Below are 14,583 nucleotides of genomic sequence, written 5' to 3' on the forward strand. Positions count from 1 at the left end.
GCCCCGTCCCCCCGAGCCGCCGCACGGCGGTCCCCGAGCAAGGAGCACCGCGATGAGTGAGCTGATCACCGCGGAACTGGTCGACCTCGATCTGTCCGCCACCACGAAGGACGCCGCCGCGAGGTCGCTCGCCGAGCGGATGGTGGCCGCGCACCGCGTCACCGATCTCGAAGGCTTCCTGGCCGACGTCGCCGCCCGCGAGGCCCAGATGCCGACCGGCCTCGACGGCGGCATCGGCATCCCGCACTGTCGCAGCGAACATGTGAGCGCGCCGACGCTGGCCCTCGGGCGCAGCGGGGCGGGCATCGACTTCGGGGCGGCCGACGGTCCGGCCGACCTGATCTTCCTCATCGCGGCCCCGGCCGGGGCCGACGACGACCACCTCACGATCCTGTCGGGCCTGGCCCGCAGGCTGATGGACGCGGAGTTCACCGCCGCCCTGCGCGCCGGAACGGATCCGCGGGCGGTGGCCGCGCTGATCCGGGGCGAGGAGCCGCCGGAGGAGAGCCAGGAGCGGGAACAGGCGAAAACAGAGACGGAGACGGAAGCCGCAGGAGCCGCCGCGAGCGCCCCCTTCCGGATCGTCGCCGTCACCTCCTGCCCCACCGGCATCGCCCACACCTACATGGCGGCCGAGTCCCTGGCCGCGGCGGGCCGTGCCGAGGGGGTCGAGGTGACCGTGGAGACCCAGGGTTCGGCCGGCTTCAAGAAGCTGGACCCCGCCGTCGTCGCGGCGGCGGACGCCGTGATCTGGGCGCACGACGTGGAGGTGCGGGAGAAGTCCCGCTTCCGCGGCAAGCCGCTGGTCGACGTCGGGGTCAAGGCGGGCATCAACCGGCCCGCCGAGCTGATCGCCGAGGCCCGCCGCAAGGCGGAACGCGGGGAGATCGCCGCCGTACCCGAACCCGGCAGGGCGGCCGGCTCCGGGACGGGAGATCCGGACGGGGACGGATCCGCTGCGGATCACGCGCACTTCGGCGTCCGGCTCCGTACGTATCTGATGTCCGGCGTGAGCTACATGGTGCCGTTCGTCGCGGCGGGCGGTCTGCTGATCGCCCTGTCGTTCGCCATCGGCGGCTACGAGATAGCGAGCGCCAAGTCGGTCGCCGACCACTTCGTCTGGGGCGAGGCGGACAGCTGGGCCGCACTGCTCAACCAGATCGGCTCGGCGGCCTTCGGGTTCCTGGTCCCGGTGCTGGCCGGGTACATCGCGTACGGCATGGCGGACCGGCCGGCGCTGGTGCCCGGGTTCGTCGGCGGGGCCATCGCGCTCACGGTGAACGCCGGGTTCCTCGGAGGTCTGGTCGCCGGTCTGCTGGCCGGTGCGGTGGTGATGGCCATCCAGCGGGTCCCGGTCCACGCGACCCTGCGCGGCATCATGCCGGTCCTGGTGATCCCCCTGATCGCGTCGGCGGTCGTGGGGTTCCTCATGTTCATCGTGGTCGGCAAGCCCATCGCCTCGCTGCAGAACGCGCTCACGGACTGGCTCAACGGTCTGTCGGGCTCCAACGCGGTGATCCTCGGCGTCATCCTCGGGCTGATGATGTGCTTCGACATGGGCGGCCCGCTGAACAAGGTGGCGTACGCCTTCGCGGTCGGCGGTCTCGCCGACCCGACCGACGGCAGCCTGAAGGTGATGGCCGCGGTCATGGCGGCCGGGATGGTGCCGCCGCTGGCGATGGCGCTCGCCACCACCGTACGCAGGAGGCTGTTCACGAAGACCGAGCGCGAGAACGGCCGGGCGGCCTGGGTTCTGGGCGCCTCGTTCATCACCGAGGGCGCGATCCCGTTCGCCGCCGCCGATCCGCTGCGGGTCATTCCGTCGGTGATGGCGGGCGGCGCGGTCACCGGCGCCCTGTCGATGGCCTTCGGCGCGACCCTGCGCGCTCCGCACGGCGGCGTCTTCGTCGTCCCGCTGATCGGTGAGCCGTTCCTCTACCTGCTCGCCATCGCGGCCGGAACGCTGGTGGCGACCGCGCTCGTCCTCCTGCTCAAGGGCGCGCGCGGGGCGGCGCCGGAGGCTGCCGGGGACGCGGGGCCCGCGGACCCCGACAGCTCCCGGGTCACCGTCACCGCCTGAACTCCGCACACACGCCCCTCTCCCACATCTCTTCACGAGGAGTGATCCATGCACCAGCAGACCGTCGCCATAGCCTCCCGCAGCGGGCTCCACGCCCGTCCGGCGTCGCTGTTCGTCAAGGCCGCCGCCCGTCAGCCGGTCAAGGTGACCATCGCCCGTGAGGGCCGTGACCCGGTCGATGCCCGCAGCATGCTGGCGGTGCTGGCCCTGGCCGCCCCGTACGGGGAGACCGTGGTGCTCAGCGCCGAGGGCGACGGGGCGCGGGCGGCGGTCGAGGAGCTGGCCGAGCTGCTCGCGCGGGATCTCGACGCCACCTGATCCCCGGCCGACCGGTGCGATACGTACTACCGGCGGCTGCCGGGTCGTTAGATTGGGACACGTGATCGAGACGTGGAACGCCGACGACCCGGCCGTCCTGGCCCTCCCCTCCGGACGGCTCGTACGCGGCCGGGGGCTGCGCAAGCCCTTGCCGACAGGCCCCGAACCGGACTTCGGCGTCTACCTCCTCGGGCGTACCCCGCCCCCGGTCGCCTGGGAGTCCCGGTGGCTGCGGTGGCCGGACTTCCGGCTCCCGGCGGACCGGGCGGCGGCACGGGAACTCCTCCACGAGGTGTGGGACCGGTCCGCCGGGACGCGGGTCGAGGTGGCGTGCGGCGGCGGGATGGGCCGCACCGGCACGGCGCTGGCCTGCCTGGCCGTCCTGGACGGGGTCCCCTCCGACGAGGCGGTGGCGTTCGTGCGCGGGGGCTACCACCCGCGAGCGGTGGAGACACCTTGGCAGCGCCGCTACGTACGGAACTTCGCGCAGCACTGATCTCGTGCACGGTCAGCGAGCGGCGGGGCCCCGGGGCGTGTCGGGCACGGGGTCGAAGGTTCCCGGCACCGGCAGGGTGCTCCATCGGCCGACCGGCCAGGCGATGACGACGGCCCTGCCGACGACCTCGTCGACCGGGACCATCCCCTGGTTCGGGTCGTCCTGGTGGTAGCGGGAGTCCGCGGAGGCCTGGCGGTGGTCCCCCATCACCCAGATCTTGCCCTCCGGGACGGTGACCTTGAACCGGCCGCCTTCCTCGTCGTCGCTGCAGGGGGTGTTGCCGGGGAAGACGTACGGCTCGTCCAGGGCGGTGCCGTTGACCTTCACCGGCCCGTCGCCCTCGCACTCCACGGTGTCGCCTCCGACGCCGATGACGCGCTTGATGAGGTCCTTCTCCTCGGCGGAGGGCATCACACCGACGAAGCTCAGGACCTTCTGCACGGTGTTGGGCGGGTCCACGGGCACGTTGGCGAGCCAGTTCGACGGGTCGTGGAAGACGATCACCTCACCGCGCTCCGGCTCCGATCCGAACCAGGGTGTCAGCTTGTCCACGAGGACCCGGTCGCCCTGCTGGAGGGTGTTCTGCATGGAGTCCGAGGGGATGGAGAAGGCCTGCACCAGGAACGTCTTGATGAGCAGCGCCAGCACCAGGGCGACGCCGATGAGGAGCGGCAGCTCCACCCAGAACGGCCGGTTCTTCCGTGTCCTCGACCGCCGTGTGCCCGCCCGCCCCATGTGCACCGCTCCTCGCCCGTGTCCCGTGCGCCCGCCCCTGGGGGAACGGATCCGGTGATCCACTCTATGGGGCGCGGTGAGCGGTGAGCGACGTCAGACGGGTCCCGCGCCGACCGGAGGGACGGTGGCGCCCTCGCCGGCGCGGACGGCTTCGACCACGCTCTGGTGGAAGGCGCGGCTCTCCTCCTCGGAGGGGCACGGCACGGGGCTGCCGGTGAGGGTGAACCAGTCCGACGATCCGCTGTACTGCACGGCCACCGACGCCTGTCCGTCGGACCAGGTCGTATGCACCGTGAGGTCGCCGCTCAGGATGCCCGCTTCCTCGGTGCGCACCCCGCCGGTTCCCGCGAAGACACCGCTGGTCGTCCAAGATGCCCAGCTCATGACGGTCACCTTCCGGACGATGGCAAGCCTGTCAAGCCGACTTCCTCCGAGTATGGCACCGCCGATGGGACTACGCACGGGTGTGGGCGGGCCCGTCCTGCCACCGGTCCTCAGCCGCGTTCCAGCATCCCTCGGACGAAGGCGGCCTGGCCCGCGTGCTGGAGATCCTCGGCGATGACGCTGACCAGCCGGACACCGAGCGTCACCGGTGGCGACCAGCTCTCGTCGACGATCCGGTCGAGGGCGTGGCCCTCCAGTCCCGCGACGAAGTCCAGGGTCCGCTCGTGCACGGCGTCGAAGTAGCCGAGGAGGGGGTCGGCGGAGTCCACGCGGACGGCGGCGACCTCGTCGGCGCTGTGCCCGTAGCCGGTCGCCGTCTCGTCGAACGGCAGTCCGAAGGTGTCCGCCCAGCCTTCGGTGAGCCAGATCTGTCCGGTTCCGGCGGCGTCGGCGATGTGGTCGTCCTGGACGCGGGTGAGATGCCAGACCAGCCAGGAGATGGAGTTCGCCCCCGCGTCGACGCGGGCGTTGAGGTCGTCGGACGTGAGTCCTTCGACCGCCGCGTGGACCGTTTCCCCGACCCGGTCGAACGCTTCGGCCAGCATGCCTGCGGTGTTCATCCGTCCACCTTCGCCGGAGGAGCCCGCGGCTCCCGGCTGCGACACACCGCCGGGTCGGCGGTGGGTCGCCGTACGATCTGCACATGGTCCGCAGCAGCGCGCAGAACGTCGATCAGTACCTCGCCGAGGCCCCGGAGGCCCGCCGGGCGGCGCTCACGGCGCTGCGCGCGCTGTGCAGGGAGGAACTGACGGGGTTCCGCGAGGTGATGGCGTACGGCATGCCCGCCTACGAGCGGGACGGGACGGGAGAGATCGCCTTCGCCGACCAGAAGCAGTACATCTCGTTCTACCTGATGCGCACGGACGTCCGCGACGCGTTCACGGACCGGCTGGCCTCCCACGACATGGGCAAGGGCTGCCTGCGCTTCCGCGATCCGCGGAAGATCGACTACACGCTCGTCCGCGACCTGCTGCGGGCGACGGCGGCGGCCCGCGGCACGGCCTGCTGACCCGGGGCACCGCGGGCCGGGTGTCGCTCAGCGCAGGCCGTGCAGCCAGTCGGTCAGCAGACGGTTGACCTCCTCGGGGCGTTCCTGCTGGATCCAGTGGCCGCAGCCTTCGAGGATGTGGGCGGCGGACAGGCCGGGGAGGGTCCGCGGGTAGGCGTCGATGGCGTCGGACATCCACGTGGTGGAGGCGTCCAGTGCTCCGCCGATGAAGATCGAGGGCTGGGTGACGGGTGTTCCGTCCCAGGCGGCGAGGTCCTCCCAGTCCCGGTCGACGTTGCGGTAGCGGTTGAGGGCGCCGGTCAGACCGGTGCGTTCGAACTCCTCGGCGTAGACGTCGAGGTCCCGTTCGTCGAGCCAGCCGGGGAGCGGGCCGGCGGGGAAGCGGTCGGCCATGCGCGCGCCGGGGGGTACGAAGAAGAGGCCGGGGTGGTCCTCGGGGGCGGGGGTCTCCCCGGAGAGCCCCGCGTAGAAGCCGGCGAGCCAGCCGCGTACATCCGGTTCGATCTCCGCCTCGGCGCGGCCGGGGGTCTGGAAGTAGCTGACGTAGAACTCCTCGGCGCCTCCGATGCCCGCGAAGCCGTCGGTGGGGCGGGGGCCTCCCCGGGGCGTGTACGGGACGCTCAGCAGGGCGACCGCCGTGAAGACGTCCGGCCGGAGCAGGGCGCTGTTCGCGGCGATGGGCGAGCCCCAGTCGTGTCCGACGACCGTGGCGGTCTCCTCGCCGAGGGCGTGGACCACGGCGGTGTTGTCGGCGACGTGGGCGAGCATGCGGTAGGCGTCGGTGGCGGCGGGTGCGGAGGAACGCCCGTAGCCGCGCACGTCGATGGCGACGGCCCGGTGCCCTGCCGCGGCCAGGGCGGGGAGCTGGTGGCGCCAGGAGTACCAGGACTCGGGGAAGCCGTGGACGAGGAGCACGAGGGGGCCCGTGCCCTGTTCGACGCAGTGGATCCGGCCGCCGGGGACGTCGAGGGTCCGGTGCGTCGCGCCGGGCAGGAGGGCGGAGGGGCGGGCGGCCCGGTCCGCGGACGGCGTGGGTACGGGGGTGGGCTCCGGCATGGCTCCTCCTCGGCGCCCCGTGCGGGCGCGGCGGTCGTGTCGCTTCGGCGGCGGCCGGGCCGTGGTGCCCGGCCGCCCGGTCACGATCATTCGGCCGGTGCGACCGCGCGGACAAGGTTATTTGCCGTTACGGCAAAACAGCGGGGTGCGGGGAGCGGCTTCAGACGAGCAGGCTCAGCAGGTGCGCGCAGGCGGTGGCCTCGTCCGGGTGGCGGGCGACGACTTCACAGGTTCCGCGCTCGAAGGCCCCGGTCTCCCAGACCCCGTCCCCGCCGCGCCGGACGAAGAGGAAGTCCGGCGGGGTGGGAGCGGGCTCATGGACGCCCTCGATCCGGTAGTAGCCGCCGGGGATCCGCGCCTCGACGAGTGCGGCCCGCAAGGCCCGGCGGTCCATGGCGGGTTACGCGCCCGCGGGCGTCAGGTAGGCGTTGTCCAGCAGCCACTTCACATTGAGCCGCTGCCCCGCGCCCGGGTCGAGGAACACGGCGTCGAGCTTGATCTGCTGGCCGCCGCCGGGCTGCTCGAACCACGGGGCGATGCCGCCCTGCCAGACCCAGAAGGGCTTGGCGACCTTGTAGACCCGGTAGTCGCAAGGGCTGGCCGCGTCACGGGTGTTCAGGTTCTGCGGGGGCAGGGCACGCTCGGCGTAGGCGTCACCCGCCGGGGCGAGGTAGCCGCCGTACTCCGAGCCGAAACGGTCCAGGCGCTGGCCGGTGCGGAGCTTCACGGGCTCCTTGTCGATCTCGCCGTTCACCTCGGCGAAGCCGTCGTTGGGCGGGTACTTCCAGCTGCCGGTGTCCGCGGGCCCTTCCCAGTACTTCTTGAGGAAGTCGTTGGGCGTGAGGTCGCCGGTGCGCTGCCAGCCCTTCAGGAGCGGGCCGACCGGGGCGAGCCGCTTGTTCGGCAGCCACTGGGGACCGAGGCGGGCGTCGCCGCGGAACTCTCCGGTGCAGGGTTCATGACGCTCGGCGGCGGGCGCGGGCCGGGCGGATGCCGGTGCGGCGCTCGCCGCCGGGGCGGAGATGAGTCCGGCGGTGATGCCGAGCGCGGCGAGTACGGTTCGCATGCGGTTCATTCAGGAGTCCCCTCGGGCACTGATGATCAATCAGGACAGCTGACGTAGGGTAACCGCTCGACTACCCGAGGCTGTCGCGCCATGCCGTTTTCCGGCCACCGCGAACAGCACCGCGCCCCGGCCGCGACGATGCGCGACCGGGGCGTGGTGGAGTCAGGGCGGGTGCCCGCCCGAAGGGGCGCCTCCTAGCTGACGTTGACGTCGATGCAGGCGTAGAAGGCGTTCGGCGTGTCCGCGATGTTCCAGACGGCGAGCACCTCCTGCCGGCCGGTCTTGTTGCCGAAGTCGACCTGGTGGGTCACGGTCGCGCCGGGCTGCGCCCCGCCGTCGTCGAATTCGGCGATCTTCTCGCCGCCGACGAAGTACTGCCAGGTGCTGGTCGAGTGGCGCGCGGTGAGCTTCCACTCGAACTGCTGCGAGCGGTTCACCGGAGTGACGGACCAGCCCTTGGAGTCGTCGTCCAGCTCGGCGAAGCCGCTGTTTCCGCCGCTGCAGCTGGTGAGCCCCTTGGGACCCTCGACGCTCTGCGGTTCGTACGTGATCGCACCGCAGCTGACCGTGCCGGCGGCACACTGCGCCTGCCTGCTCGGCGGGTTGGAGATGTAGCCGTGGGCGCTGGCGGAGCTCGCCGGGAGGCTCAGGGCGAGGACCGGGGCGAGCATGGCGCCGACGGCGAGTGCGGTCTTCCTCTTCACGTGCATGTTTCTCCTTCACAGGAGACCGCACCGCGCGGTGGCGGGCCGTGGGGGGCCCGGCTTCGGCGGCGAGGCCTCGCGAGTGTGGGGCCAAGAGGCGCGAAGGGCTGCAAGTCCCTTGCCGGACAAGCCTGATGACAGGTGTCCGGAAAGGCCTTGCACTTGGACTAGACCATACCCATCGACGCGTTCGCGTCAAGGGCGGTGCGCGGTGGGCCCCCTGCGCACCCGAGCCGCACGGGTGGCCTCGCGCATCCCGCGCGTCACCCGGGTGACACGATCACCCCTGGTCGTCGCCGTACCGGACCGTGACGCGCTCGAAGCCGAGGGAGCCGAGCAGCCCCTTCAGCATCTCGGCGGTGTTCTTCTCCGCGCGGGCGGTCAGTTCGCTCTCCTTCGCCGCTTCCGAGATGTGGTGCACGGCGAGCTTGTTGACCGCCTGCTCACTGCCGGGATTGTCGGAGAAGAGGTCGCCCAGCCGGTCGAGGAGACCGCGCTGTTTGGACACCGCGTAGGAGCGGTCGGGATCGAGGGCCGGTTTGCCCAGCACCGCGTGCGGCAGCCGGAGTTCGGCGGTGGTGCGGTCCTCGTTCACCACGACGCCGCTCCCGGTGACCTTGCCCAGGTCGACGGAGGCGCCGACGGTGCCCGCACCGACGAACAGGGTGCGGGTGCCGCGCAGGGCGTCGGGAACGAACTTCGTGTCCTTCTCCAGATCGACGACGACCTGGAAGTTGCCCGAGGCGGCCTCGTACGCGCTCATGTCCTGGATCGACTTGAGCACGGCGGGGCCCGACCGGTCGTGGGTCTCCTCGCCGAAGAGGTCGTCGAGACCCGGCAGCAGGCTGAGCCGGCTGCCCGCGAACAGCAGGACCAGCACGGCCGCCACGATACCGAGGACCTTCGGCCACCCCCGCGAGGGGCGGGCGTCGCGCTTCTTGTCGCCGTGCGGCGCGGGCTCTGTGGTTACGTCGCTGGACGTCATGTTCAGCGTGTGACCCGCGACGGGCACTTTCAGTCCGGCTGCTGCCGAATCCGGAGGGAACTACCGTACAAAATAGGCCTGTTCCGGTACACCCGGGCAGACACGAGGGCGTCGCCCGGCAGCCGGGTCCGTTCAGCGCGGTGCAGCGGCCACCCGTACGCGATCGCTCTCACCGTCGGTCAGGAACGACGCCAGCTCCCTCCCTTGCTCGGCCACGGCGTCGCGGTCGGCCCGGGAGAAGGCTCGCAGGGGTTCCACGGCCAGGACCCCGTCGGTGACGCGCCAGGTGGCCGCCACGCGGCCGTCGACCAGCACGACACGTTCACCGGCGACCGACAGGCCGCGGTGGGCGTCGTCGATGATCCGGCCGCGGTCCTGATAACCGAGGATCGCGTTGTCGAAAGCCGGCAGGAACCGCACCGGGGCGGGGGTGTCCGGGTCCGGGCGCGGCGCGTCGGGCAGGTCGAGCAGTTCCCGTCCCCGCTCGTCGCGGAAGCGGACCAGCTCGCCGCGTACGGCGGCCACCGCGCCGGGCAGTCCGGCCAGGCCGGACCAGGCGCGCAGGTCGGCCGTCGCGGCGGGGCCGTGGGCGGCCAGATAGCGCCGGACCAGTACCTGGCCGACCGGGTCGGCGCCGTCGGGGGCGGGCGGATCGACCGGACGGCCCAGCCAGGAGGAGAGGGCGGCATTGCGCACCCCGCCCTTCGCCCGCCACAGCCCCCGCGGCGGCGCCTGCGCCATCGGGACGAGTGCGGCGACCACCATCTCGCCCAGGGGACGGGACCCCGGACCGGGCCAGCGCCCGGCGAGCGCGGCCACGATCTCGGCCGCCGTACGGGGTTCCCCGTCGGCCATCAGCTCCCGGGCATCGGCGGCGAGTGCGTCGAGGTCGACCCCCTTCAGCTCGTCGCGGTAGACCCCGAGCACGCGTTGGCGCAGCATCGCGTCGTGGCGGGCCCGCCAGGCGAGGACGTCGTCGGCGGTGACGAGGTGGACCGTGCGTCGCATCAGATGGGTGCGCACCACGCTCCGCCGGGTCAGCAGCTCCGAGAGAACCGCCGGATCGAAGGCGGTCAGCCGGGACCAGAGCCCGACGAAGGGCTCCTGCGGTTCCTGCGCCTGGAGGCCGCAGAGGTGGGCCACGGCGTCCACGACCGGCAGATCGGCCCGGTCGAGCAGCAACTGGCGGGCCAGCATGGCGCGGTTGAGCGCCCGGTTGTCGAGGACGGTCACCGTGTGGTCTCTCCTTCTCGGTCGCCTGACGTCGGTCTTCGCGCGCCCCCGCGCGGTGCGCCGGTGGTCAGGTCGCCTGCCGCCCGTCGAGCGTCTCCCGCAGGATATCCGCGTGCCCGGCGTGCTGAGCGGTCTCGGTGAGGACGTGGGTCAGCACCCGCCGTACGCTCCACTCGCCGCCGGGTTCGTTCCAGGGCGCCTCGGGGAGCGGGTGCGTCGCCGAGAGGTCGGGGACCGCGAGGATGATCTTCTCGCTGCGGGCGGCGACCTGCTCGTAGGCGCCGAGAACCCCGGCCGTCGTCTCACCGGGCAGCATGCGGAACTCCTTCTCCCGCTCGATCGCCCACTTCGGGTACTCGCGTGCGGTGCCGGCCGCCAGGTCGTCCCAGGTGACCCCTTCGGGCAGGGCGAAGGACATCGCCGACGGGCCCTCGGTCACGAAGTTCAGCCAGCTCTCCTCCATGGCCGTGACGTGCTTGACGAGGCCGCCCAGGCACAGCGCGCTGACGGTCGGGCGCGCACCGGCCCGCTCGTCGCCGAGCCCCTCGACCGTGCGGATCAGGGCGGCCCGCGCGGTGGCGAGAGCGGCGAGCAGGTCGGTGCGCTCGGCGTCGGGGGAGGTGGAGGCCGTGGTCATGGTGATCGGGTTCCTTCCGGTGTTCCTGTCGTGCGGTACGGGTCAACCCTCGCAAGGGAAGAGGCCAGGAAGTGGCCTCTTCCCGGGTCATACTGGCGGCATGCCGAAGACTTCAGCGCGACTGCTGGCGCTGCTCTCCCTGCTCCAGGCGCGCCGGGACTGGCCGGGCCCGTTGCTGGCCGAGCGGCTGGAGGTCAGCCCGCGCACGGTGCGGCGTGACGTCGACCGGCTGCGGGAGCTGGGCTATCCCATCGCGGCGTTCAAGGGCCCCGACGGCGGATACCGGCTGGACGCGGGCGCGCGGTTGCCGCCGTTGCTGTTCGACGACGACCAGGCCGTCGCACTCGCCGTCGCGCTGCGGACGGCCGCCGCGACCGGCGCCGGGATCGGGGAGGCCGCGGCCCGCGCGCTCACCACCGTCCGACAGGTCATGCCCGCCCGGCTGCGCCACCGCGTCGACGCCCTGGAGGTCACCGCCGTCGAACGTACGGGAGGTCCACCGCGCCCGCAGGCCGATCCGCAGGTGCTCGTGGCCTTGAGCACTGCCGTGCACGCCCGCGAGGTGCTGCGCTTCGACCACTCCCCCGCGTACGCGCCGGCCACCGCCGATGCCCCGCCCGCGGTGCGGCGGGTGGAGCCGCACCGCCTGGTCACCTGGGGCGGGCGCTGGTATCTCGTCGCCTGGGACCTGGATCGTGAGGACTGGCGGACCTTCCGCGCGGACCGGATCACCCCGCGCACTCCCACGGGTCCCCGGTTCACGTCGCGCGAGGTGCCCGGAGGCGATGTGGCCGCCTTCGTCGCCGCCCGGTTCCAGGGCTCCGACGCCCCCGGCGGGTGGCCCTGCCGCGGCGAGGTGATCCTCGACGCGCCGGCCTCCGCGGTGGCCGGCCACGTCCGCGACGGGATCGTCGAGGAGCACGGCCAGGACCGCTGCCGCGTGGTCCTGGGCGCCTGGTCGTGGCCGGGCCTCGCCGCCGAACTCGGCCGGTTCGACGTGGACATCGAGGTCGTCGGGCCCGACGCGCTCAGGGAGGCCTTCGCTCGATTGGCCCGCCGCTGTGCCGACGCGGCGGGGACCGGGGCGGGACCCGCCGGCCCTCAGAATCCGACGAGACGCGTGTCGTAGGTGTCGTCGGTCGTCGAGGCGGTCACGGACGAGGCGATGTGACCCGCCAGGCCCAGCACCAGGAACAGCACCACGAGCCATTTCGCGGCGCTGCTCAGGACCAGCGGGCGGGTGGCGGAGCGCGACCGCTCCGGGGCCACGGCGAGGTCGTCGTCGCCGAACAGCCCCTTGGGGTAGGCGGGGGTGAGCATCATGACGTACGCCGAGAACCGCATCCGGTAGCGCAGGGTGGCCGCCGTCGCCTCGAACAGCGGCCGGGGCATCCGGCCGAGACACAGCGTGATCAGCCACCAGACGAAGGCCAGCGCCCACCACCCGTAGACGGCGAGGCTCTGCACGATCGCCGCCGGGATCATCAGGAAGACACGGAACAGCACGGCGAGGCGGTTGAGCGGGGTGGCCCGCACCTCGATCTGCACCGGATAGTCGGCCGGCGGGGTCAGGGCGAAGGGCGGGTAGCGGTCGATGAGCAGCATGTCGCTGGCCGAGACGCGCATGTCGTAGCCGAGGACACCGGTCAGGAAGCGGAAGACGGGGTCGGGCAGCCGTCCCAGCACCAGGGCCGCGAACCAGCCCACGATGACGGTGAAGAACGCCGCGATGTGCAGGAAGAACAGCACGATGAAGTGCGGGACGAGCAGCAGCAGTCGCAGAAGAACGGTCAGCCGGCGCTGGCGGGCCGGTTCGACGATGTCCAGGACGGGCCGGAACTCGTTTGCGTCCGTCTCCTCGCGGCCCGGGCTCCACTGGCCTTCGGCCATGTCGCTCCTCCTCGGCAGGGAATCCGTACGGCATACGCGCGCAGGACGTGTCCCCACCGTGCGTCCGCCCCGGGCCGCCCGCAAACGGCCCGGCCCGAACGGGTGCCCGGGCTCAGCGGCCGCGGAGGCGGTCGAGCAGGGAGCGGGCCGAGCCGGACCCGGTGGCGCCGCGAGGGGTGCTCGCCCGGCCGTCGGTCCGTCCGGTGCGGGAGCCGCGCTTCTTCGCCGGGGTCGCGGCAGCCGGCTTCGGCCGGACCCGTCGTCCGGCCTTGGTGCCTGCGGCCTTCGTGGAAGCGGTCTTCGTACGGCCCGCCTTGGTAGCAGCGGTCCCCGTGCGGTCGGATTTCTCGGCAGCGGTCTTCGAACGGCCCGCCCTGGTGCGCGCGGCGGGGCTCGGCGCGCGCACCGGCCCGTCCTCGGGCTTCTCCGCCGACGGGCCGGGGGAGCCCGAGTCGTCGGTGTAGACGTAGTAGCGGTGGCTGATCCGGCGGCCCAGCACGAAGTACCCCAGCAGTGCGCCCGCCGTGTTGAGGATGACGTCGTCGATGTCGAAGGCGCGTCCCGTGACCAGGGCCCCCTGGATCAGTTCGACGACGGCCATGGCGACGGCGGTCAGCAGCGTCGTCCGGATCATGCGCAGGCGGCGTGGCACGAAGAACGGCAGCAGGAGCCCGAAGGGCACGCCGAGCAGCAGGTTGCCGCCCGCCTGTTTGACCGCGCCGAGGAAGGTGTAGTCCTCGGCGTACTGCCGCAGTGAGCGCCCGGGACGGAGGTTCGAGGTGACGAGGTCCTCGGAGGCCGGTGAGGGCGTGAGCGTCACCTTGGCCAGCAGGACGGAGAACGCCACCAGCCCCAGCAGCACCACGGTCAGGATCGCCCCGCGCACCAGCACACGTACCCATGTCCCCTGGCTTGTACGGGGATTCGCCTCTGCTGTCATGGCCGACGGATGCCCCCGACCGGCCGGAACACACGCCGGACGGCCCCATGGAGCGAAAATCTCACGCGGCCGTCCACGCCCGCCTGCGACGATGTGCGCATGAGCGCACATAAGAAGAGGGACCTGCTGGAAGAGGCCGCCCGGTTGCGTACGGAGGGCCGGCCCGAGGAGGCGCGCGAACGGCTCCTCGCCCTGACCGCCGCTTACCCCGAGGACGCGGAAGTGGCCTACCGCACGGCGTGGATCCATGACGTGCTGGGGCTGGAGTCGGAGGCGGTGCCCTATTACGAGCGCGCTCTGGCCAATCCGGAGCTGGCCGCGGAGGACCGGAACGGGGCGCTCCTGGGGCTGGGCAGTACGTACCGGATTCTCGGGCGGTACGGGCAGGCGGTGGAGACGCTGCGCCGGGGGGTCGCGGAGTTCCCGGACAACGGCTCGCTCCGGGCGTTCCTGGCGATGGCCCTGTACAACACCGACGAGCACCACGAAGCGATGCGGCTGTTGCTGGAGCTGACGGCCACGACCAGCAGCGACCCGTACGTCCAGGGGTACCGGCGGGCGATCGAGCACTACGCGAAGGACCTCGACGAGACCGTGTGACCCGCCCGGGGCCATGGCGGTCGTCCGCGGCGCGCCGCGACACGGGGGACGCGCCGGTGCGGGAGCGGCGGGTGCCGAGAATGCTCGGGTGCCCACCGCTCCCCCGGCTCCTCCGCCGTTCCCGCCGTCCTCCCCCTCCTCCGGTGTGTCCCGGGCCGGTGATGTGCCGTGGCGCGGTGAGGTGGCGCTGCTTCTCCTGTCCGCGGCATCCGGCGCTGCGGACGCGTTCGTGTTCCTGTGCGTGGGGCAGGTCTTCGCCGGGGTGATGACGGGGAACCTGGTGCTGCTGGGCGCTTCGGCCGCCGGTGCGGGCGAGGACGGCGTGGCGCTGAAGGTGGCCGTCGCTCTGGGGGCGTACACCTGCGGAGTGGTGGTGGGCGCGCTGCTGAC

19 protein-coding genes are annotated in these 14,583 nt (G+C 72.4%); 7 read left to right on the forward strand and 12 right to left on the reverse strand.

Features of this window, described 5'->3' with window-relative positions:
• Positions 1-52 precede the first annotated feature (52 nt).
• The 3 genes from HET64_RS26375 to HET64_RS26385 all read left to right on the forward strand — a co-directional run bounded on the left by HET64_RS26375 (position 53) and on the right by HET64_RS26385 (position 2,894).
• A complete protein-coding gene (locus HET64_RS26375; protein ID WP_215109653.1) occupies positions 53-2,080 on the forward strand; it encodes a fructose-specific PTS transporter subunit EIIC in 2,028 nt (675 codons plus the stop codon).
• 48 nt (positions 2,081-2,128) lie between these two features.
• On the forward strand, positions 2,129-2,398 hold the full coding sequence (locus HET64_RS26380; protein WP_215109654.1) for an HPr family phosphocarrier protein: 270 nt from the start codon (positions 2,129-2,131) through the stop codon (positions 2,396-2,398).
• A gap of 61 nt (positions 2,399-2,459) precedes the next feature.
• Positions 2,460-2,894, forward strand: coding sequence for a protein-tyrosine phosphatase family protein (locus HET64_RS26385; protein WP_215109655.1), 435 nt, complete (start codon positions 2,460-2,462; stop codon positions 2,892-2,894).
• A 12-nt stretch (positions 2,895-2,906) separates the two neighbouring features.
• On the opposite strand, the gene lepB is transcribed toward HET64_RS26385, so the two are convergent.
• From lepB to HET64_RS26400, 3 genes are all read right to left on the reverse strand, one after another.
• Positions 2,907-3,629 (reverse strand): signal peptidase I, encoded by a 723-nt coding sequence (gene lepB, locus HET64_RS26390; RefSeq protein ID WP_215109658.1) that lies wholly within the window; start codon positions 3,627-3,629, stop codon positions 2,907-2,909.
• A 93-nt stretch (positions 3,630-3,722) separates the two neighbouring features.
• Positions 3,723-4,013 carry a hypothetical protein gene (locus HET64_RS26395; protein WP_215109660.1) on the reverse strand — a complete coding sequence of 97 codons (291 nt, stop codon included), beginning with the start codon at positions 4,011-4,013 and terminating at the stop codon, positions 3,723-3,725.
• 110 nt (positions 4,014-4,123) lie between these two features.
• A complete protein-coding gene (locus HET64_RS26400) occupies positions 4,124-4,633 on the reverse strand; it encodes a DUF664 domain-containing protein (RefSeq protein WP_215109662.1) in 510 nt (169 codons plus the stop codon).
• Positions 4,634-4,716: 83 nt separating this feature from the next.
• Between HET64_RS26400 and HET64_RS26405 the strand changes: the two genes are divergently transcribed.
• Positions 4,717-5,082 carry an iron chaperone gene (locus HET64_RS26405; protein WP_215109664.1) on the forward strand — a complete coding sequence of 122 codons (366 nt, stop codon included), beginning with the start codon at positions 4,717-4,719 and terminating at the stop codon, positions 5,080-5,082.
• A 27-nt stretch (positions 5,083-5,109) separates the two neighbouring features.
• On the opposite strand, the gene HET64_RS26410 is transcribed toward HET64_RS26405, so the two are convergent.
• The 7 genes from HET64_RS26410 to HET64_RS26440 form a co-directional block, all read right to left on the reverse strand.
• On the reverse strand, positions 5,110-6,138 hold the full coding sequence (locus HET64_RS26410; RefSeq protein ID WP_215109666.1) for an alpha/beta fold hydrolase: 1,029 nt from the start codon (positions 6,136-6,138) through the stop codon (positions 5,110-5,112).
• A gap of 160 nt (positions 6,139-6,298) precedes the next feature.
• The gene (locus tag HET64_RS26415) at positions 6,299-6,532 is read right to left on the reverse strand and encodes a hypothetical protein (RefSeq protein WP_215109667.1); all 234 of its coding nucleotides are present in this window, start codon (positions 6,530-6,532) and stop codon (positions 6,299-6,301) included.
• Positions 6,533-6,538: 6 nt separating this feature from the next.
• Positions 6,539-7,213 (reverse strand): TNT domain-containing protein, encoded by a 675-nt coding sequence (locus HET64_RS26420; protein WP_215109668.1) that lies wholly within the window; start codon positions 7,211-7,213, stop codon positions 6,539-6,541.
• A 185-nt stretch (positions 7,214-7,398) separates the two neighbouring features.
• The gene (locus HET64_RS26425; protein ID WP_215109669.1) at positions 7,399-7,914 is read right to left on the reverse strand and encodes a lytic polysaccharide monooxygenase auxiliary activity family 9 protein; all 516 of its coding nucleotides are present in this window, start codon (positions 7,912-7,914) and stop codon (positions 7,399-7,401) included.
• Between the two features lie 274 nt (positions 7,915-8,188).
• A complete protein-coding gene (locus HET64_RS26430) occupies positions 8,189-8,893 on the reverse strand; it encodes a DUF4230 domain-containing protein (RefSeq protein WP_215109670.1) in 705 nt (234 codons plus the stop codon).
• A gap of 132 nt (positions 8,894-9,025) precedes the next feature.
• Complete coding sequence (locus HET64_RS26435; RefSeq protein ID WP_215109671.1) at positions 9,026-10,126, reverse strand: winged helix DNA-binding domain-containing protein; 1,101 nt, start codon at positions 10,124-10,126, stop codon at positions 9,026-9,028.
• 67 nt (positions 10,127-10,193) lie between these two features.
• Positions 10,194-10,763, reverse strand: coding sequence for a DinB family protein (locus HET64_RS26440; RefSeq protein WP_215109672.1), 570 nt, complete (start codon positions 10,761-10,763; stop codon positions 10,194-10,196).
• 100 nt (positions 10,764-10,863) lie between these two features.
• Here HET64_RS26440 and HET64_RS26445 point away from each other — a divergent pair, with 100 nt between their 5' ends.
• On the forward strand, positions 10,864-11,892 hold the full coding sequence (locus tag HET64_RS26445; protein WP_215109673.1) for a YafY family protein: 1,029 nt from the start codon (positions 10,864-10,866) through the stop codon (positions 11,890-11,892).
• Here the strand turns inward: HET64_RS26445 and HET64_RS26450 are convergent.
• Together HET64_RS26450 and HET64_RS26455 are read right to left on the reverse strand one after the other, a co-directional pair.
• Entirely contained in the window at positions 11,865-12,653 is a 789-nt protein-coding gene (locus tag HET64_RS26450) for a DUF4389 domain-containing protein (RefSeq protein WP_215109674.1), read from the reverse strand. The genes HET64_RS26445 and HET64_RS26450 overlap by 28 nt on opposite strands.
• 112 nt (positions 12,654-12,765) lie before the next feature.
• The gene (locus tag HET64_RS26455; protein ID WP_251145901.1) at positions 12,766-13,593 is read right to left on the reverse strand and encodes a VanZ family protein; all 828 of its coding nucleotides are present in this window, start codon (positions 13,591-13,593) and stop codon (positions 12,766-12,768) included.
• Between the two features lie 99 nt (positions 13,594-13,692).
• Between HET64_RS26455 and HET64_RS26460 the strand changes: the two genes are divergently transcribed.
• Positions 13,693-14,193, forward strand: coding sequence for a tetratricopeptide repeat protein (locus tag HET64_RS26460; protein ID WP_215109675.1), 501 nt, complete (start codon positions 13,693-13,695; stop codon positions 14,191-14,193).
• A 163-nt stretch (positions 14,194-14,356) separates the two neighbouring features.
• Positions 14,357-14,583: DUF1275 family protein (locus tag HET64_RS26465; RefSeq protein ID WP_215109677.1), on the forward strand; the 227-nt coding region annotated here is incomplete at its 3' end.

Origin of the sequence: Streptomyces sp. McG3, from assembly GCF_018619185.1 — a bacterium.
Taxonomy (GTDB): domain Bacteria; phylum Actinomycetota; class Actinomycetes; order Streptomycetales; family Streptomycetaceae; genus Streptomyces.